Raw genomic sequence first — 18,382 nt, forward strand, 5'->3', positions numbered from 1 at the left:
TCAGCGCGCCTTCATCAGGGTCGCAGCACCCATCCACCTGATCAGCCCAAGGACCGTCGCAGGAACGAACGCGAGCGTGCCCCACAGCATCGCTGCTTCAGCAGGAAGCGCCGAGAGCATGAGGAGGGCATAATACCCGACCCCTGCCGCAAAGAGCGCTGGCGTCACCAACCTCGCGGCATCCTTGAGCGGCGTCAGTGCAAGGATCGTCTTCAGCACGAGGCCGATGAGCAACAGGCCAAATCCAGCTGCGAGCCCTTTGCCGAGAAGCATTGCCGTGCGCTCCTTGTCGTCAAGGAACGCCACCGAATGCGGCGCGCGAGACGCAACGGCCACGGGCGGAAGATCAAGCGCAAAGGGAAGCTCCAGCGCCGAGCTGATATGGCCCACCACCTGCCGCTCAACGCCCGTCGAAGCCTCCCAGACCCGAGCCGTGTTGTCGCGTGAGCCGCTGACGAAAAAGGTGCCTTCTGCATCCGCATCCACATCACGGATGGCATCTCCGTGCCCGGAGCTTTCGAGAAGCGTCGCGCCTGAGGCGATATCGAAGATCCGCAGGACCCCGTCGATCGAACCCACCGCCACGCGCTCTCCGGCAAACGCAATCCCGAAGGCCTTGCCCGGCACCGAGGCCCGCATCACGGAGTTGCCGCGCAGGTCCCAGACCCTGACCGCGCCACTATCGCTGACCGCGCCGATGCGCTGGCCGTCCTGGCTGAAGGCGACCTCGTTCCACTGGGCATTGCCGCTGCCGATCGTGCGCTGGAAAGCGCGACGCCCGACGTTCCACAGGAAGACCTTGCCGTCCGCGCCAGCCGACGCGATCCACGTGCCGTCAGGCGAAAACGCGACCGAGCGCACATCATCAGTATGCCGCGTCATCGCCGCCAGCGAAGAGCCGTCTTCAACCGACCAGAGCCGCACGGTCTTGTCGCTTGAACCCGACGCGATCATCGCGCCGTCCGGCGAGTACTTCGCATCGTAGACGGAGGAGCGGTGCCCTTCTAGCACGAGCCGTTCTTTCCGCGTCGAGGCATCCCAGACGCGGATCGAAACGTCCCGTGACGCGGTGGCGACCTCTGAGCCGTCCGGGCTGAAATCAGCTGACCAGACCCAATTGCTGTGGCCTGAGAAGGTGCCGAGCCCGACACCGCTTCGGGCATCCCAGACACGCGCTTCGCCATCGTCGGACACCGTCACCAGCCGCTCTCCGCGGGGCCCGACGGTCACGCCGTTGATGTCCGCGCCTTCAATGCCGGCGATCTGCACGTCCTTGAGCGCGCCAGCGTAGAGCCTGCCCTCCATCACCAGGGGAGCAATCGAAATCGCAGCCAGGCCAAAGAGCGTGATGAAGGAACCTGACATCAGCCGCATGGACGCCGCGCCCGTCGCCTTGTCAGCGCCGAATGAGGCGAACCGTGCAAGGAAGGTCAGTGCAAAGATGATAGCAACGAGGACGGGCCGCCACTCGGGAAACACGAAGTCAGATGTGTAGGCGATCGCACCGAACCCGCCTGCCACCAGCGCTGCGAGCAGGAGGGCGTTGAAGATCAGCTTGGTCCTGATCCCCTTCCCCGTCACGGTATGCTTTTGCTTGCGCTTCTTCGGCTGCTGCATCTTGGGCTCGCGGCGCTTCATGGCCTTGGTCCGCTGCATGGCCTGACGTGGCTGTTCAGGGGACGCGGCGGGCACGTTCTCAACAGGTGCGGATGCACGCCGCCTGCTGCTACCACCCGCGGCCTCATGGATGGCCCCGATGAAGCTCTTGAGCGCAGCATCATTCCTGCCGCCCCGCCAATGGGTCAGGTCAGCCGTCTGGATCTGGCGAAAGCCGAGAGGGATATCGACGAGTTCGATCAGTGCAGGGAACAGATTGCCCCGCTGGGCACCTTCATCGGCCTCGTCGCAAACAAAGCGCGAAGCCGCAGAAAGACGCGACCAGACAACGATCACCAGACCAGCTTCGTCGAGCTTCTCCGTGATCTCCTGCCGGTAGGCGTGGCCAGTCGTCAGGTGCGAGTCCCACCAGACCCTCAGCCCACTGCGCTCAAGCTCTTCGGCAAGGACGCGCACTCGCTCCTTGTCGCCCCGTGAATAGGAAATGAATACGTCAGTCACAGCCCGCTCCCGAACGTATGACGTAGCTGTCATTATTAACCATCTCAAGCCGACAGCCCGGCAAGACTGCGTTTCAGGCCAGTACAGACCTGCCTACTTTCGAGGAGCACGCTGGAAGCATCTGTTTTCGGTCAATAAAGCGTGTGCGATGGACGGAGTAGCTAGGCCCTAGTCCTGCGCAAACTCTCAAGCGGACCGGTGGAGGGTTGCGATCGAAGATCGAACCCGAAACAAGACGCCGACCGGCGTCCGGGCGGCCAGCCCTCCCCATCGGAGGGCCCACGGCCCGTGAGATCAGGAAACAGTGGAGGGATCGATCAAAGATCGAACCCGGAACAAAGCCGCGACCGCGGCCCGGACCCACTGGTCCGCCCCATCGGAGATGCCGCGCATCGTGAGATAGAAAAAATGGTGCTTCCGACTGGGATCGAACCAGTGACCACTCGCGTGTGAAGCGAGTGCTCTACCGCTGAGCTACGGAAGCACGAAGCGGGGGCATAGCCCCCGCCATCTGTCGCTGCAAGCGGGAGATTTCCCTATTCGGCGAGGGGTTCTTTGCAGGTGAAGCCGGTGCTCGACACCTTGGCGACATTTCCTGCGCCGCAAGCTTCAACGGCGAGGCGCGTCCGCTCCTGAAGCGAGGTCTTGTCGCTGTAGCCATCAGTGTCGGTGATGATGCAGCCGGAGAGCGCAACGGCGCTGAGAACGGCGAGCGGGAGTGCGATCTTTTTCATGGAAGGGCCCTTTTCCTCTTACCGTAAGACGATAAGAACGCCGCCTGCTCCCTTCAAGGAACGGCGGCGCAAAAAAGCGAGCGAGATCGCAGTTTTTTCTATGCGGCGATCAGCCGATCGACCTCATCCACAAGGTCGCGCAGGTGGAAGGGCTTCGAGAGAACCTTCGCTTCCTGCGGGGTGCGGTTGGCCGGGTTGAGGGCGACAGCCGCAAAGCCTGTGATGAACATGATCTTCATGGCCGGATCGATGTCAGCCGCCCTGCGGGCCAGCTCGATACCATCCATGACGGGCATCACGATGTCGGTCAGGAGGAGGTCGAACTCGCGAAGCTGAAGCTCCGACAGGGCATCGTCACCCTGCGAACTATCGACGACCACATGGCCTGCCTTTTCAAGCGCGCGCTTGAGGAATGCGCGCATCGAGTCATCGTCTTCGGCCAAGAGGATGGCGGCCATGGATTCTGATCCTTCTCATCTGCGCGGTCATTCTACTTACTTCGATATTAATGTGCGGTGAAGCCAGAGCCGCCCTGCCCCCCGGCAAATTTGTCCCCAATGTTACACATTTAGGTCTGGCCGCTCGCAGCAACCTTGGTTAGCGTTATCACTTAGGGCGTCTTGGGGACGGCATGGTCGCGCGTATCGTCAAGGACAATTATCCGGGCCACGTCCTCACAGAAGCTGAGGACTGGCGGCAGCCCTACATCTTCTGCTGCCCCCACGCTGGCCGCGACTATCCCCGCAAGCTTCTAGGTCAGTCCCCCCTGCCGCTCGAAACACTACGCCGATCAGAAGACGCCTATGTCGACCAGCTGATCCCTCGGTTCGCGACGGAGTTCGCGCCGGTGCTCGAGGCGAAGTTTCCGAGGCTCTTCGTCGACGTGAACCGCTCCCCGGGCGAGCTCGATCCTTCGATCTTCCAGGGCCAGGTCGAGGGCGCTGACGAGTTCCGCTCCAGCCGCGTCGTCGCCGGCTTCGGCGTCATCCCGAAGCTCGCAGCAGACGGCCGAACCATCTACCGGAGCCGCCTCCCCAATTCAGAGGCCAAGGCCAGGCTGAAGAACTGCTTCCAGCCCTACCACGACGCCCTCCGGAGCCTCGTCGCCAAGGGCCGGAAACGATTCGGCCGTGTCGTGGTCGTGGATTGGCATTCCATGCCATCCTCCGCCCTCGCCAATGGCAAGCTCCACGACATTGTCTTGGGCGATCTGCACGGCGTCAGCTGCGATCCGAGGGAAGCAGAGCTCTGGCAGGAAGCCTTCGCTGCGGAGGGATTCTCGGTCGCGAGGAATGCTCCTTACGCAGGCGGCTACGTCGCCGGGCACTATGGCAGCCCCGATTCGGGCGTTTCGGTCCTTCAGATCGAGATCAATCGCCGTCTCTACATGGATGAACGCCGCGTTGCGCGCAGCCGCGACTTCCACCGTTTTACCAAACGAATCGAACAGGTTGTCGATCGGGTGGTCATGGCAAGGGCCCCAGGGGCCGTTGCGGCAGAGTAACAGTCCCACGTTGTCAACGCGGAATGTCGCAGATTGTTACGAATAGCTGTTGCAGCGATGCACTGCTTCTGACAGCTAGGCACCCATAAAAAAAAAGGCCGCGACCGAAGTCGCGACCAGTCTAGGGAGGAAACGCCCGGAAGGGCATGTTGGCAGCGCCAACACCCCTTTTGTGGCACCTGCGAACGAATTTTGCAAGTGCGTTTTTGCACTGCACAACGCAGGATTACAAAAAACCAAAGACTAGCTGACAGGTGATCGAGGTGGCTGGCGAAAGCCGGGTGACACGACACCTGCAGCAGTTTATCCCCACGCCATGACAACACCGCCCGAAGAAGCTTCGCCGCAGGCTGAAACCAGCCGTCTCAAGAACATCGGGCGGAAGGTGCGCAACCTGCCCCGGCCCAAGCGGAAGTTCGAAATGCCGAACTCCGAAAGCGGCCTGAAAGTCGTCATCGCCACCGACGCATGGAAGCCGCAGCTGAACGGCGTGGTGACAACCCTCGACACCCTCGGCGAGATCCTCACCGAGAAGGGCAACCAGGTCCTCTATATTACCCCGCAGGATTTCCACTCGGTTCCGATGCCGAGCTACAATGAGATCCGCCTGTCGCTCTTCCCGAACCGGAAGGTCGCGTCGATGATCAACACGTTCCAGCCGGACGCGATCCACATCGCCACCGAAGGCCCCATCGGCCGGGCAACGCGCAGGTTCTGCAAGCGCCGGAAGTTCCCATACACGACAAGCTTCCACACCCGCTTCCCCGAGTACGCCTACGACCGGATCCGCTTCCCCATCGACTGGGGCTATGCCCTGCTCCGTGACTTCCACAATGACGCTGAGACCCTGATGGTCGCAACGCCGGGCCTCATTGAGGAGCTCGAAGGCAAGGGCTTCAAGAACATGAAGCTCTGGGCCCGCGGCGTGGACACGGAGAAGTTCCGGCCGATGGAGACCGATGTCTTCGAAGGCCTGCCGCGCCCCATCATGACCTATGTCGGCCGCTTCGCCGTTGAGAAGACGATCGAGGACTTCCTCGACCTCGACTTACCCGGCACCAAGGTCATGGTCGGCCACGGCCCTCAGGAAGAAGAGCTCAAGGCCAAGTACAAGGGCAAGAATGTCCACTGGGCCGGCACTCACTACGGCGAAGACCTCGTGAAGCACTTCGCGGGGTCGGACGTCTTCGTCTTCCCGTCCCGCACCGACACCTTCGGCCTTGTCAACGTCGAGGCGCTGGCCTGCGGCGTGCCCGTCGCCGCCTACCCGGTGCGCGGCCCGCTGGAGATCCTTGCCGAGGCTCCCGAAGGCGCAGGCTGCATGGATGAAGACCTCAAGGTTGCGATCGAGACCGCCCTCAAGAACCGCGACCCCGAAGCCTGCCGCGCCCACTCCATGAACTTCAGCTGGGAAGCTGGCGCACGCCAGTTCATCTCGAACCTCGAGATCCCGGGCTTCGACCAGGAATGGTGGCTCAAGTCCGCCAAGATGGCCGACGACGCAATTCTTCCGTAAGCGGCCTGTCCGCTGCGGTCACCGAATGACGAAAGGGCTTTATGGCCACCGAGAATAAAGACCGACCCCTGACGATTGCTGTCGACGCGATGGGCGGCGACAAGGGACCGTCAGAAGTCCTCGCCGGCTGTGCGGAAGCGATCCGCCGCGGCCTGACGGCTGAGCTTGCGGTGTTCGGTCGTGAGGACGAGCTCGAGGCCGGGAAGAACCACTCGGAGCTTGCGGGCCACCCTATCAGCTACATTCACGCTGAAGACGTCATCAAGATGGACGACAAACCCTCGCGGGTCCTGCGTCGTTCCAAGGGCACCTCGATGTGGCAGGCCATCGGCCACGTCAAAGAGGGGCATGCTGACGGTATCGTCTCTTGTGGCAACACCGGCGCGCTGATGGCTATCTCGCGCATGCAGCTGAAGATGATCCCCGGCGTCGACCGCCCTGCCGCATCGGCCCTGTGGCCGAGCATGAACGGCCACGCCGTTGTTCTCGATGTCGGCGCCAACGTCGAGGTCACCGCCGAACAGCTCGTGCAGTTCGCCATCATGGGCGAGGCCTACTGCCGCGCGCTCATGGAAACCGACCGCCCCCGCGTCGGCCTCCTGAATGTCGGCGAGGAAGACCTCAAGGGCAGCACACTGATCAAGAACGCAGCGAAGATCCTCCGCGAGGCAGACCCGGAGATGAACTTCACGGGCTTCGTCGAAGGCGACGATATCTCTCGCGGCGAGGTCGATGTGGTCGTCACCGATGGCTTCACCGGCAATGTCGCGCTGAAGACGGCCGAGGGCACGGCCCGCATGATCGGCGACTGGGTCAAGGAAGCGCTCACCGCGAACCTCCTCTCTAAGGCAGGTGCCGCGCTGATGATGCCGTCCCTCAAACGTCTCAAGGCGCGCATGGACCCTGCATCCGTGAACGGAGCACCGCTCCTCGGTCTCAACGGTCTCGTGGTGAAGAGTCACGGCGGCTCCACCGCAGAGGGCTTCGCCTCGGCACTCATGAAGACCGAGAAGCTGGCGAAGAAGCCCTTCATCGAACCCATCGCCAAGACTGTGGCCAAGGTGACCAAGCGCGCCGAGAACGTCGAAGTCGAAGAGCTGACCCAGGCGGCTGCTGAGTAATGATGCGAGCAATCCTCCGCGGCGTGGGAAGCGCCCTGCCCAAGCGCGTCGTGACCAATGGCGACCTCGCCGAGAAGATCGACACGTCGGACGAATGGATCCGTGAACGGACGGGTATCCACCAGCGCTACATCGCTGGCGATGACGAGACCACCGTTTCGCTCGGCACTGATGCTGCGAAGCGGGCCCTCGAAGACGCAGGGCTTGAACCAGGCGACATCGACCTGATCGTCCTCGCCACCGCGACGCCGAACCAGACCTTCCCCGCCAGCGCGGCCCTCATCCAGCGTGAGCTCGGCATCCGCCACGGCGCGGCGTTCGACATCGCCGCCGTGTGCTCCGGCTTTCTCTACGCCATGAGCATGGCCTCGAGCCTCCTCGAGACGGGCCAGCACAAGCGCGCCCTCGTCATCGGGGCGGAGACCTTCTCCCGCATCCTCGACTGGGAAGACCGCAGGACCTGCGTCCTCTTCGGCGACGGCGCAGGCGCTTTTGTCCTCGAAGCCGAAGAAGCGGAGGACAGCGGCGTCCTCGCCTCGATCATGCGCTGCGACGGCAGCTTCTCCGACATCCTCTATGTCGACGGCGGACCCAGCGCGACAGGCACCGTCGGGCACCTCAGAATGGACGGTCCGAAGGTCTTCAAAGAGGCCGTTTCGCGAATCAGCCGGGCGATTGTGGAGTGCGCAGAGCGCGCAAACGTCGAAATTCCTGACATTGACTGGTTCGTTCCGCACCAGGCGAACCAGAGGATTCTCCTCGGCGTCGCGAAAAAGCTGAAGCTCGACGAAAACCGGGTCGTTTCGACCGTTTCTGAACATGCAAATACTTCAGCAGCTTCCATCCCCCTTGCCTTCGACAAGGCATGGAAAGATGGCCGGATCGGTCGCGGACAACTCTGCATGCTTGAAGGAATGGGTGGCGGGCTCACTTGGGGAGCAGTGCTTCTGCGCACCTAAACTTTGATCAATCGGTCAGCCGTGCTAACAAAGATCAACTTCCGGACCCTCGGAAACCCTTATCTTTGGCTGGCCTATGACCCGAACCAGAACGCGCGCAGACCTCACTGATGCAGTCCACCGCCACGTTGGCCTCTCCAGATCGGAGTCGGCATCCTTCGTGGAAAGCCTCCTGAACCATGTGACCGAGAGGCTCGAGGACGGCGAGACAGTCAAGCTTTCGAGCTTCGGGACCTTCCAGACCCGCGAGAAGTCTGAGCGCATGGGACGGAACCCAAAGACTGGCGAAGAGGTCCCGATTACGCCCCGCCGCGTCCTGACCTTCCGGGCCAGCCACGTGCTCAAGGACCGCATCAACGAAGCGATGCGGGACGGAGGAAGCTGATGGCTTCCCGTTCGCAGAAAGAGCCCACGGCTTTCCGGACCATCTCCGAGGCCTCAGAAGAGCTCGGCGTTGCTCAGCACGTGCTGCGTCACTGGGAAGACGTCTTCTCACCTGTCCGCCCGATGCGCAGGGCCGGCGGCCGCCGTCTCTACCGGGTGCAGGACATCGAACTCCTTCGCGGCATCAAGCGCCTCCTCCATGATGAGGGCTACACGACCAAGGGCGTTCAGAAGATCTTGAAGTCCGACGGCGCAGATCACGTATCGGCGATCGGCCGGGGCGATGTCGCCCCCTCCTCCGCCGGGACGAAGGGTGATGAAGCGACCGCGCTCCTCAACGAGTTCCAGCTTCTCCTCAAGGATATCGGCTCCCTGAAAAAGTCCGTGCAGCGCATCGCCTGAGGCGAAAGGTCCATCACGGCTCCGTTAGATCATCGGTGTAGAGACGGTAACGATTTGTCCCACTCCGGAACAAGTCGCTTCTGATCCCTGTTCTTTTGTCAGACGCCACCACGGTGAAAGACAATGAAGGAACACATCTCGAAACCCCTCCGCCTCGCCGCGACGCTCGCGCTCGGTACAGCGCTGACTGCGTGCGCAAGCGATCGGTATACCCCGCCCGTCACCTATGTCGGCACACCGACGGCATCGAGCGCCGCGCTGACGAATGGTTATGACCGGTACGGACCAGTTCCAACCCGAGCGGGCTACGTGCCTGACCGCGTTGCCCCGGCAAGCCGCGTTCAGTTCGCAGGCTATGACGGCAGCCGCCGCGCCCACATGGTTTATGACGACTACACCGCGGAGCGCCTCGACGGCCAATGCGAGAGCGTCGTCAGGCTCAGCTATGGCGACACACTCAGCGACATTGCGGAGTACTGCGACACAACTGTCCGTGCCCTGATGGCCGCCAACCCCACGATCTATGACGTCCGCCGCCTTGATGTTGGCCAGCGTATCGTCGTTCCGAATGTTCGGGGTACGGTCTATGAGGGCACTCGCCTCGCAGCCACTCCGCGCACGGTCTTGCGCCAGCCTGCACCGCTGCTCCGCAACCGTCCGGTCACGCCGGTTCCGCGTGTCGCAGACCGCGTCGCCCCGACCCGTTCGCTGCAGCCGGTTCCGACGAACCGCGTCGTGACAGCTCCCGCAGCTGCCCAGAACGCGCCGGTCGTCATCTACATCAATCCCTCGGCGACCCAGCAGGTCGGGACCACTCAGGGGTCAGCCGTGATCGCCATCGACACCGATGACCGGATCGCACCGATCACGAGAACCACCCGCACGGTCACGCCGGGTGCCCATCTCGACCGGGTGGACGATCTGCGCCCGACCTATACGATCCGCGCGCGCCTGCCGGAAAACGAAGGCGCCTATGATGATCTGGGTACGGCCTGCATGTCCGATGATGTACCAGGCGACGAGCCCCGCATCTTCGAAGCCAGCCTCAGCGCATCGGGCCCGGCCTGCCTCGAAGGCCGCCCGGTCAGGCTCTACAAACCAGCACGCCTGTCGCGTTGATCAGTGCTTGCCGACCCCCCGGCCCTTTGCTAGGGGCCGGGACCTGCCTGCAAGGCAGACGGTCGGAGTGTAGCGCAGCCTGGTAGCGCACTTTACTGGGGGTGAAGGGGTCGTCGGTTCGAATCCGGCCACTCCGACCATTTTCTACCAACAGACAGTTCAGTCCCTGAGGGACTTCAGCACGTCGAAGGGATTGCTTCCTTCGCCGGTGCCTGGATCCTCGGGGGCTTCTGCGCCCTCCTTGCGGGGATGCGGGCTCATGGCGAGAACCACCTGCTCGAGCAGCACATTGCGCAGCTCGATCGCATCGCCATCGATGGGCTCAGGCGCGTCGAGATCGGCTTCGACCTCCTCGCCATCAACGTCATGGCGTTCCGTCGTGAACTCCGCGGTGAAGTCCTCGGCGATCTTCTCTTCCATCGGCTCAAGGCTGACGACGCAGGTCCGTCCGAGGACCGCTTCGACACTACCCGCGACGCGCACGAGGCTCGCGTGGCGGGTCACGTCGAAGTCGCCCTTGAGAAGCTCCACGCTCCGGATGTCGAACTGCTCGGCGACCGCTTTCCGATCCGCTTCGTTCGCTTCGAGAGAGACGTGACGCGCTTCACCGTCCAGCTCGGACAGCTTCAGCTCGTGGGAGATCGATGAGAGTTCATCCGTGTTCGTCATGCTGCATCGGTCTCCATGGCTTGCGGCTCGGGAAAGGTGAACTGGCCGCGCGCGATTGCATCTGCGCCCTGCTCCTCAAGTGAGCGGGCCGCAAGCGCTACATAGCCAGCCAGCCCCTTGGCAACCGCCGGGTCGTCAGAGGTATAGACATTCCGCGCCAGCGCATCCGCCAGCGGCTCCTTGCCCGCGAGCGCTTCTTCATAGGCGAGCGCGCGGCCGAAGAAAGCCTCGGCATACTCGCGCACTTTCTTGCCGACCTTCAGGTCACCCACGCCCATCTCGCGCAGTGTGTCGTCGACGTTGCGGAACATCACGTCGAAGACGAGCTGCGCCAGATTGGCCGTTTCCTGCTTCTTCGTCTTGAGGGTCCTGAGCACGAGGATGATGTGGATGCTCAGCATGTCGTACCGGCCCTCGACGGTGTCGGGCACGTCATAGTCGGCGTAGAAGGCTGGCTGGCGCGAGGCTTCCGCGGCCTTCACATAGATCTCGTGAGCCGTCCTCCGCTCGGCGTCGCGGCCGAGGAACCTGCTCACAAACTCTTTTCCACGCTCAAACATCAGGGCCTCCAATGGCCTGCAGATAGGCCAGCTTCGCTGCAGGAGAAAGGCGGGCGGGACATTCTTTCGCGGAACTCATTCACTCAAACTCGAACGGAGATTGACGCGCGACTGTGTCTCAGACATCACATGCGGATGAAGCGTGTCATTGTCTCAGCAGCCCTCGCAGCGGTGGTTCTTTCGGGGTGCGTCTCCACCCGTTCCCAGCATGGCTACGTGGTCGAGCTCGGCGAGAGCGGTCTCAATGCCATTCCTGGCGTCGACAGCCGCGAATCGATCATCGCGCGTTTCGGCGAGCCCTCGGTCAGGCCCCCGCTTCATGACGATGTCTGGTACTACATTACCCAGAACAACAACTCCCGCGCCTTCTTCCGCAGCCAGGTCTACGACCGCCGCGTCGTGGCCTTCCGCTTCGACGGTGGGGGCATGGTCGAGGGTGTCGATACTTTGACCCTCGCGGACGGCACGAACATCGACATCGTCTCCCGCACCACGCGGACCCGCGGCAAGGAGCTGAGCTTCTTCGAGCAGCTCCTCGGCGGTGTTGGCCAGGTCGGCCTCCCGCAGCAGGGACCAGGCGGTCCGGGCGGCCCCGGTGGACCCGGCGGTCCCCGCTAACCAACGAGACCTCACTCACTCAGCATGACTATCGTCCTTGGGGTGCAGCGCAGGCACTGCGCTAACCCTTTGAACCGCTCCATCGGGTGAGACAGAACTTTCCTCGAAACTCAGAACAGAGGGGTAAGTTCCGTATGAAAAACGTCGACGATCTCACAAGCTGCCTGAAGCCCGCTATCACCATCATTGCGTCTGCTTTCCTCCTGGCGGCATGCAGCCCAAAGACCAGCGACGGCGTCTCCTACGAGAAGAAATCAGACGGTGAGCTCACCAAGGTCTGCAAAGGCACGCTCGAAGACTATGTCGAGGCCGTACGACTGGGCGGGCGAGCACCGAAGAAAGACATCAACCGCGCCATCAAGAGCTGTTGTAAGGGTCTGAAAGAAACCACCCGGAAGTTCAGCGCTGAACAGAAGGCCGCAACCTGGTACAGTCTCCAACGCTCCCGCGACCTGACTCTCAGCAGAAATGAAGTCGAAGCGGCTTCTCGCATCCGAGAGGCCCTGCTCAACGACCTGCCTACACCGGAGCGGTTGGAAGTCATTCGCGCCAAATCGAGCGTTTCGATTTGCATGGCACAGAGCTTCTGAGCGCGGTCAGTCGTCCTTTCGCCTCGCTTAGTAAGGCGCGGTCGGTTCTTCGACTTCCTCGGCTTCACCAATCGGCACGACGATGATGGCCTCAGGGCCGTCATCTTCCTCCACGATCACCACCGGCTCTTGCTCTTCGTAGGTCGCCAGCGTCGGGCGCATGTCCGCAGCAGCGCGCGCGGTCTGCGCCGCGTCGATCCGGGCTTCGCGAAGCTCGTCCCGCGCATCGGCAGCACGTTCAGCAGCACGCTGGGCTTCAAGCTTGCTCTCCTCGACACTCGCCACCATCGCGGCGGCTTCACGAGCCTCGTCAGCCAGCCGCTCGGCTTCGGTCAGGCGGGCCTGCAGCTCGTTTGCATAGCTGCGCATCAGCGCTGCAGTCCGCTCGGCATTCTGCGCGGCGGCGATCGTCGTCATGCGCGAAGTTGCAGCGGCGGAGTTGGTCGAGACCAGCGTCTGGATAGAGTTCGCGGCTTCGTAGGCGTCGGTGCTGCGCTGCTCGAGCTCACTGGCGAGGCGCTCGGCGCGCTCGGCGTTGCGGAGCGCGTCTTCAAGCACCTGATCGAGTGAGCGGGCGGCATCTTCGCCATTATCTGCAACGCGATTGGCGCTGCGTGCTTCGGCGGGAAGATCGGTCCGAAGCGGCGAATCCACGCCGTTCATACCGCCGATCATCATCCAGCCGACGAAGCCGAGAATCCCGAAGAAAAGAAGCGAACCAAAAAACTTGCCCATTTTGCTCTCCTTGGAGGCCTTGGGGAGTAAACGGCTGTCGGTCCTCTTCTGTTCCTTGCGGGTTCCCAGCTCCCGTAAACGTGCGGAGACGCCAGGTTCTCACCCGGCGCCTCCTGGTCCTCATGAGGGTTTAGGCGTCCGCTCAGAGGTTAATGGTGTCGCTATCCGACTGGCCGGAGCGTTTCTGCTCCCAGGCGCGCTTGAAGTTGTCAAACTCCGAGCGGTCGCGGGCCATGCGGAGCTCTTTCATGTGCTCCTCAAAGGCATCGCGAGCCTCATCCAGCTTGCGCTTCTCTTCACGCAGGCGCTCGATCTCGGCTTCGCGCCATTCGTCGAAGGCTGCATTGCCAGAGCTCGGCGTGGTGCGGTTCGAAGCCCAGGAGAAACCCTTGTTTGCAGCGCGCTTGGCGCTGGACTTGGCATCGCCCCAATTGGACAGGTCGAGGCCCATCTCCTTGCCGTACATCATGTAAACGATGGCTGCGAGGCCGAGCGGCCAGAGCCCCGTCACGAAGAACAGGATCATCAGCGCGATATTCACCGGCGTCCATGCCGGGCGAAGCTGATGCTTGAACGTCTTCTCGTCGAACATCTTGTCTGCAGTCTTACTGGTCAAAATTCGCCTCCTCGTCTTGAAGGCACCTCTCGGCGCCATGACTAGGAGATGGTGATCATATCGACTATCGACAAGAGGCAGGGTTCAGATTTCGTTCTCTTTTAGGATTCTGACGGGCCGCGGCGGTGGATTGAACACCCAGTCTGTTTTGAAGATAAGCCAGAGTACGGTCGCCCAGTAGGCTAGCCAGACAGCTATCTGCACTGCACCAGGCAGCACAAGTAGATCAATCCAGACCGAGAAAGCGACGAGACTGGTCACTACCAATGCCTGCATCAGAAACCATCTAACGGCAGCCAGAACATCGGGCGCCCGCCACCTTCCGATCTCCACGACAAGATCACCTCTCCCCTCCGCAACAAGCGGACGCGAAGGAAAGATCCCGTCGTAGACCCGAAAGACTGCGCCCTCGTCCAACTGAACGAAGTCGTCGCCGTCGAGCGCCACTTCGCCTCGACACTCTTTGCCCACAAAGACTGCGACTGACCGAAGCTTTTTCAGCGCCTTACGGGACTCATACCGCGCGCTGATCTTTGGCATCTTAGGCCCCGACAGGCTCGTAGCGCTTGCCAGCTTCCTTGATGAACGCGCCGGACATGCGTTTGAAGCCATGGTCCACGAACTTCATCGCCGCGGCCTGCATCAGGCGGTTGTTGAAGGCGAAGTCCAGCCGGAAGTCGATGCAGCACCCCTTCTCATGGGGCTCGAACTTCCAGTTGTTGGTGAGGTTCTGGAGCGGCCCCTTCACATAGCGGATGTCCACCGTGTGCCCTTCCCGCGCAGCCGTCACTTCGGAGCGGAAAGTTTCTCTGAACACGGAGTACCTGACCACCATATCGGCGCAGAGCTGCCCGGTCCCATCCTCGGCCCGGTCATCACTCGTCACCCGCAACGCCTCCACGAAGGGAATGAAGCGCGGATATTTCCTGACATCCATGACCAGCTCGAACATCTGATCAGGCGTATACGGCACAAGAATACGTTCGTGGTGGGCGGTCATTTTACTACTCCGCTCTCCCGGAATTCGCTGAGCGAATGTCCGGGACCCATGGCCTGACCTGAAGCGCTCTCGCAACGGGCGGTCCATGGATCCCGGATAAGCCTCACGGCTTTCCGGGAAGACGTCACTTGCTGCCCTTCGCTTCCCGGGCCGCCTTCATCTCCGCAAAGTCCGCGTCCGCGTGATAGCTCGACCGGGTCAGCGGGCTGGCGGAGACCATCAGGAAGCCCTTGGCGCGCGCCAGGACTTCGTAGCTCTTGAACTCTTCGGGCGTCACGAACCGGTCCACCGGAGCGTGCTTGCGCGTCGGCTGGAGGTATTGGCCGATGGTCAGGAAGTCGATGCCGGCGGAGCGCATGTCGTCCATCACCTGCATCACCTCTTCCTTGCTCTCACCGAGGCCAACCATCAGGCCGGACTTGGTGAACTGATCAGGCGCACGCTCCTTCACCCGCTCCAAGAGGCGCATCGAGTGGTAGTACCGCGCGCCCGGCCGGATGTTCAGGTAGAGCCGCGGCACGGTCTCAAGGTTGTGGTTGAAGACGTCAGGCCCCGCATCGATCACCTTGTCGAGCGCCCAGGCAGGCTTCCGCAGGAAGTCAGGCGTCAGGATCTCGATCGTCGTGCCGGGCGAGGCCGCGCGGATCGCTTCGATCACATCGACAAAGTGCTGCGCGCCGCCATCTTCGAGGTCGTCGCGGTCAACAGACGTGATCACCACGTGTTTGAGGCCCATCTCCGCCACAGCCTCGGCCACCCGGCGAGGCTCATCGGTATCGACCGCATTCGGCAGGCCAGTCCGCACATTGCAGAACGCGCAGGCGCGGGTGCAGATCTCGCCCAGGATCATCATGGTCGCGTGCTTCTTGTCCCAGCACTCGCCCATGTTCGGGCAGGCCGCTTCTTCGCACACGGTGACGAGGTTCTTGGACTTCACGATATCCCGGGTCTCGAGATAGCCCTTGGATGTCGGCGCTTTCACGCGAATCCATTCCGGCTTGCGCAGGATCGGGCTCTCCGGATTTTTCTGCTTCTCCGGGTGCCTGAGCGCGGGGCGTTTATCGAGATCAATGAGCGTGGCCATAAGGGGCATCTAAGAGGGAATGCCCCAAGGCTCAAGCGCGGCAAGGTGTGCGGTTAGCGCCTGCGCAATTCGTCCTTCAGGGCGAAAAACGTGACCCCCGAGAAGAAGATCAGGGTCATCCCGACGATGACCATGAGTTCCGGTCCTGTGATGGTCATGAGTGAAGCATACCAGCACTCACCGATATCTTGAAGCTCGCCACGGGGTCCTAGCTCAGAAAGTACCGCCTCCCTCTCCCGATCGCGGGAGAGGGAGCGAGGGTGAGGGCTCAAGCATTCCGGCTCCGCCGATCCCCTCACCCGAAATCAGATAGATTTCGACCTATCCCGTGATCGGGAGAGGTAGGCCTCACGCCCCCTGATCGAGCAATGCCGTTGCGATCAAGCTCGTCAGGGCCGCGCTCGTGGAAACCTCCAGCGAGGCCACCTCATCGAGCTCTGCCACGGCGATCCGGTACTCACCGGGGCGCATGTGGCCGAGGTTCGCGCGGACGCGCTCATCGAGGAGGTCATCGTCGAGGCTCGCCAGAACCAGCCGGTCCGCCCTCGCCTCCAGCGACGCCTGACGCTCCTGCAGCGCAAGCAGGTCCGCCTCGGCTTCGGCACGAATTTCAGCCAGCTGCTCGGCACGGCTGAAGCCGTCCGGGCCGTTCATCGCCATCAACGCCTGATACGCAGCACCAACGATGAGGGCTGCGGGAAGGACGGAAGACAGGACAAATGACTGAATAAGGTGCATACTGATCAACTCACTGGGACGACTCACCATCTACCAAGGAGAGTTACCGTGGAGTGAATCAAACAGCAGAATCCGGGCCCTGTTGGTAACACCTGTTAGAGCTGGATTAATGCCGCTCTTCCCGTGCATTAAAAAACCCGCCGGGCCAAGGGCGCGGCGGGTTTGGCGTTAATCTTGGTGAACGCTTAGGCCTTGAAAATATCAGCACCCGGATAAACAGCGCTCGGGCCGAGGATTTCCTCGATGCGGAGGAGCTGGTTGTACTTCGCCGTCCGGTCGGAGCGGGCGAGCGAGCCGGTCTTGATCTGGCCGCAGCCCGTAGCCACGGCGAGGTCGGCGATGGTCGTGTCTTCGGTCTCGCCCGAGCGGTGGGACATGACGGCGGTGAAGCCAGCCTTGTGGGCCATGTTCACGGCCTCGAAGGTTTCCGTCAGCGTACCGATCTGGTTGACCTTGACGAGGATCGAGTTGGCCGACTTCTTCTCGATGCCGGTGGCGAGGCGCTTCGGATTGGTCACGAAGAGGTCGTCACCGACCAGCTGCACCTTGTCGCCGATCTGGCGGGTCAGCTCGGCCCAGCCGTCCCAGTCGTCCTCGGCCATGCCGTCTTCGATCGACTTGATGGGATAGTCGCTGGCGAGCTTGGCGAGATATTCCGCCATGCCGCCAGAATCGAGGGTCGAGCCCTCCCCGGCCAGCGTGTACTTGCCGTCGGCAAAAAACTCCGTGGACGCCACATCAAGGGCGAGGACCATGTCGGAGCCGGTCTTGAGGCCAGTTTCCTCGATCGCTTCCATGATGAGGTCGAGTGCCGCGCGCGAGGACGAGATGTTCGGCGCAAAGCCGCCCTCGTCACCGACGTTCGTGCCCATGCCAGCGGCTTTCAGTTTCTTCTTGAGGGCCTGGAAGGTCTCAGCCCCCATGCGCAGCGCTTCGGCGAAGCTATCCGCGCCGACCGGCATGATCATGAACTCCTGGATGTCGACAGGATTGTCCGCATGCGCACCGCCATTGAGAATATTCATCATCGGCACAGGCAGGATGTTCGCCGTCGGCCCACCAAGGAAGCGGAAGAGCGGTAGCTCATGGGCCGCCGCAGCAGCCTTCGCCACGGCCAGGCTCACGCCGAGGATAGCGTTTGCGCCGATCCGGCCTTTGTTCGCGGTGCCGTCGAGGTCGATCATGGCGCGGTCGATGAAGACCTGCTCGTCCACATCAACGCCGAGGAGGATCTCGGAGATCTCCGTCTGCACCGCGTGGACAGCGTCGCGCACGCCCTTGCCGCCATAGCGCTTCTCGCCATCGCGGCGCTCATGCGCCTCATGCATACCCGTCGAGGCTCCCGACGGCACAGCCGCGCGGCCCATCGAGCCATCTTCGGTCACCACATCCACTTCAACCGTCGGGAACCCCCGGCTGTCGAGGATCTCACGGGCGAGAATGTCGGCGATCATGAACATGGCGGCTCTCCTGTAACGCGTGAGAGGCCCATAGGCACTTTCTTCGCAGACGCAAAGCAGCGGTGCCAGTCGCCGGAACGAATTGTCGCCACAGAAGCGGTGGGGTACGAAGATATCCATGCCCGACAAGAAGAAGCGATCGCCTCAAGAGAAAAAAGCGCTGAGCTACGCAAAAGACCGACGCAACGATTACGGCGAGAATGACAAGGCATCACGAAAGGCAGTTCCCGCCCGCAAAGCCAAGGAACATCGTCAAAATCGACGAGGGGCAAAGCAAGCTGCTAATCAGTTGACTTCGATGCCTGAAGAAGTTGCCGAGGAGATCGAGAGCTCGCTGATCCAAGGTGTCGAACGAGTTGGCGCTTGGAAGAAGAAGCCCGATGTGCCGCTCGAGAAGCACGTTGCGACCAGACAAGCGCGCAAACCTTCCTAGTGCCACAAACAGAAAAAGCCGC

22 protein-coding genes and 2 tRNA genes are annotated in these 18,382 nt (G+C 62.1%); 11 read left to right on the top strand and 13 right to left on the bottom strand.

Going from position 1 to position 18,382, the window contains the following annotated elements:
* The 4 genes from HK107_RS10655 to cpdR all read right to left on the bottom strand — a co-directional run bounded on the left by HK107_RS10655 (position 1) and on the right by cpdR (position 3,310).
* Positions 1–2,118 carry a toll/interleukin-1 receptor domain-containing protein gene (locus tag HK107_RS10655; protein WP_173199566.1) on the bottom strand — a complete coding sequence of 706 codons (2,118 nt, stop codon included), beginning with the start codon at positions 2,116–2,118 and terminating at the stop codon, positions 1–3.
* 409 nt (positions 2,119–2,527) lie between these two features.
* A tRNA-Val gene (locus HK107_RS10660) sits at positions 2,528–2,602 on the bottom strand.
* 52 nt (positions 2,603–2,654) lie between these two features.
* Positions 2,655–2,852 carry a hypothetical protein gene (locus HK107_RS10665; protein WP_173199569.1) on the bottom strand — a complete coding sequence of 66 codons (198 nt, stop codon included), beginning with the start codon at positions 2,850–2,852 and terminating at the stop codon, positions 2,655–2,657.
* A gap of 98 nt (positions 2,853–2,950) precedes the next feature.
* Positions 2,951–3,310: a cell cycle two-component system response regulator CpdR gene (cpdR, locus tag HK107_RS10670; protein ID WP_173199571.1), complete on the bottom strand. Its 360-nt coding sequence runs from the start codon at positions 3,308–3,310 to the stop codon at positions 2,951–2,953.
* Between the two features lie 173 nt (positions 3,311–3,483).
* On the opposite strand from cpdR, the gene HK107_RS10675 reads away from it, so the two are divergent.
* The 8 genes from HK107_RS10675 (at position 3,484) to HK107_RS10710 (ending at position 9,997) form a co-directional block, all read left to right on the top strand.
* Positions 3,484–4,356, top strand: coding sequence for an N-formylglutamate amidohydrolase (locus tag HK107_RS10675; protein ID WP_173199573.1), 873 nt, complete (start codon positions 3,484–3,486; stop codon positions 4,354–4,356).
* A 316-nt stretch (positions 4,357–4,672) separates the two neighbouring features.
* Positions 4,673–5,872, top strand: coding sequence for a glycosyltransferase family 4 protein (locus tag HK107_RS10680; RefSeq protein WP_198912392.1), 1,200 nt, complete (start codon positions 4,673–4,675; stop codon positions 5,870–5,872).
* A gap of 41 nt (positions 5,873–5,913) precedes the next feature.
* Positions 5,914–6,993, top strand: a complete 1,080-nt coding sequence (gene plsX, locus HK107_RS10685) for a phosphate acyltransferase PlsX (protein WP_173199576.1) — start codon at positions 5,914–5,916, stop codon at positions 6,991–6,993.
* Positions 6,993–7,952 (top strand): beta-ketoacyl-ACP synthase III, encoded by a 960-nt coding sequence (locus tag HK107_RS10690; RefSeq protein WP_173199578.1) that lies wholly within the window; start codon positions 6,993–6,995, stop codon positions 7,950–7,952. Before plsX ends, HK107_RS10690 begins: the two co-directional genes overlap by 1 nt.
* A 76-nt stretch (positions 7,953–8,028) precedes the next feature.
* Positions 8,029–8,337, top strand: a complete 309-nt coding sequence (locus HK107_RS10695) for an integration host factor subunit alpha (RefSeq protein ID WP_173199580.1) — start codon at positions 8,029–8,031, stop codon at positions 8,335–8,337.
* A complete protein-coding gene (locus HK107_RS10700; RefSeq protein WP_173199582.1) occupies positions 8,337–8,738 on the top strand; it encodes a MerR family transcriptional regulator in 402 nt (133 codons plus the stop codon). Before HK107_RS10695 ends, HK107_RS10700 begins: the two co-directional genes overlap by 1 nt.
* Positions 8,739–8,861: 123 nt before the next feature.
* Positions 8,862–9,857, top strand: coding sequence for a LysM peptidoglycan-binding domain-containing protein (locus tag HK107_RS10705; protein ID WP_173199584.1), 996 nt, complete (start codon positions 8,862–8,864; stop codon positions 9,855–9,857).
* 63 nt (positions 9,858–9,920) lie between these two features.
* Positions 9,921–9,997 (top strand) — tRNA-Pro (locus HK107_RS10710).
* 19 nt (positions 9,998–10,016) lie between these two features.
* On the opposite strand, the gene HK107_RS10715 is transcribed toward HK107_RS10710, so the two are convergent.
* Both HK107_RS10715 and HK107_RS10720 read right to left on the bottom strand, forming a co-directional pair.
* The gene (locus tag HK107_RS10715; protein ID WP_173199586.1) at positions 10,017–10,526 is read right to left on the bottom strand and encodes a YceD family protein; all 510 of its coding nucleotides are present in this window, start codon (positions 10,524–10,526) and stop codon (positions 10,017–10,019) included.
* The gene (locus tag HK107_RS10720; RefSeq protein WP_173199588.1) at positions 10,523–11,086 is read right to left on the bottom strand and encodes a ubiquinol-cytochrome C chaperone family protein; all 564 of its coding nucleotides are present in this window, start codon (positions 11,084–11,086) and stop codon (positions 10,523–10,525) included. Before HK107_RS10720 ends, HK107_RS10715 begins: the two co-directional genes overlap by 4 nt.
* 135 nt (positions 11,087–11,221) lie before the next feature.
* Here HK107_RS10720 and HK107_RS10725 point away from each other — a divergent pair, with 135 nt between their 5' ends.
* Positions 11,222–11,704: an outer membrane protein assembly factor BamE gene (locus HK107_RS10725; RefSeq protein ID WP_173199590.1), complete on the top strand. Its 483-nt coding sequence runs from the start codon at positions 11,222–11,224 to the stop codon at positions 11,702–11,704.
* Positions 11,705–11,838: 134 nt separating this feature from the next.
* Positions 11,839–12,294 carry a hypothetical protein gene (locus HK107_RS10730; protein ID WP_173199592.1) on the top strand — a complete coding sequence of 152 codons (456 nt, stop codon included), beginning with the start codon at positions 11,839–11,841 and terminating at the stop codon, positions 12,292–12,294.
* A gap of 27 nt (positions 12,295–12,321) precedes the next feature.
* On the opposite strand, the gene HK107_RS10735 is transcribed toward HK107_RS10730, so the two are convergent.
* From HK107_RS10735 to eno, 7 genes are all read right to left on the bottom strand, one after another.
* Entirely contained in the window at positions 12,322–13,029 is a 708-nt protein-coding gene (locus HK107_RS10735; protein ID WP_173199594.1) for a hypothetical protein, read from the bottom strand.
* Between the two features lie 142 nt (positions 13,030–13,171).
* Positions 13,172–13,645: a DUF2852 domain-containing protein gene (locus HK107_RS10740; protein WP_198912393.1), complete on the bottom strand. Its 474-nt coding sequence runs from the start codon at positions 13,643–13,645 to the stop codon at positions 13,172–13,174.
* Positions 13,646–13,729: 84 nt separating this feature from the next.
* Positions 13,730–14,185, bottom strand: coding sequence for a hypothetical protein (locus HK107_RS10745; RefSeq protein ID WP_173199596.1), 456 nt, complete (start codon positions 14,183–14,185; stop codon positions 13,730–13,732).
* 1 nt (position 14,186) lies between these two features.
* On the bottom strand, positions 14,187–14,645 hold the full coding sequence (locus HK107_RS10750; RefSeq protein WP_173199598.1) for a type II toxin-antitoxin system RatA family toxin: 459 nt from the start codon (positions 14,643–14,645) through the stop codon (positions 14,187–14,189).
* 124 nt (positions 14,646–14,769) lie between these two features.
* Positions 14,770–15,729: a lipoyl synthase gene (gene lipA, locus HK107_RS10755; RefSeq protein WP_173199600.1), complete on the bottom strand. Its 960-nt coding sequence runs from the start codon at positions 15,727–15,729 to the stop codon at positions 14,770–14,772.
* Positions 15,730–16,077: 348 nt separating this feature from the next.
* Complete coding sequence (locus tag HK107_RS10760; RefSeq protein ID WP_173199602.1) at positions 16,078–16,497, bottom strand: FtsB family cell division protein; 420 nt, start codon at positions 16,495–16,497, stop codon at positions 16,078–16,080.
* Between the two features lie 155 nt (positions 16,498–16,652).
* Positions 16,653–17,927: a phosphopyruvate hydratase gene (gene eno, locus HK107_RS10765; protein WP_173199604.1), complete on the bottom strand. Its 1,275-nt coding sequence runs from the start codon at positions 17,925–17,927 to the stop codon at positions 16,653–16,655.
* Positions 17,928–18,045: 118 nt separating this feature from the next.
* Between eno and HK107_RS10770 the strand changes: the two genes are divergently transcribed.
* Positions 18,046–18,360 carry a hypothetical protein gene (locus tag HK107_RS10770; protein ID WP_173199606.1) on the top strand — a complete coding sequence of 105 codons (315 nt, stop codon included), beginning with the start codon at positions 18,046–18,048 and terminating at the stop codon, positions 18,358–18,360.
* Positions 18,361–18,382 lie beyond the last annotated feature (22 nt).

Source organism: Parvularcula mediterranea (genome assembly GCF_013085255.1).
GTDB lineage: Bacteria > Pseudomonadota > Alphaproteobacteria > Caulobacterales > Parvularculaceae > Parvularcula > Parvularcula mediterranea.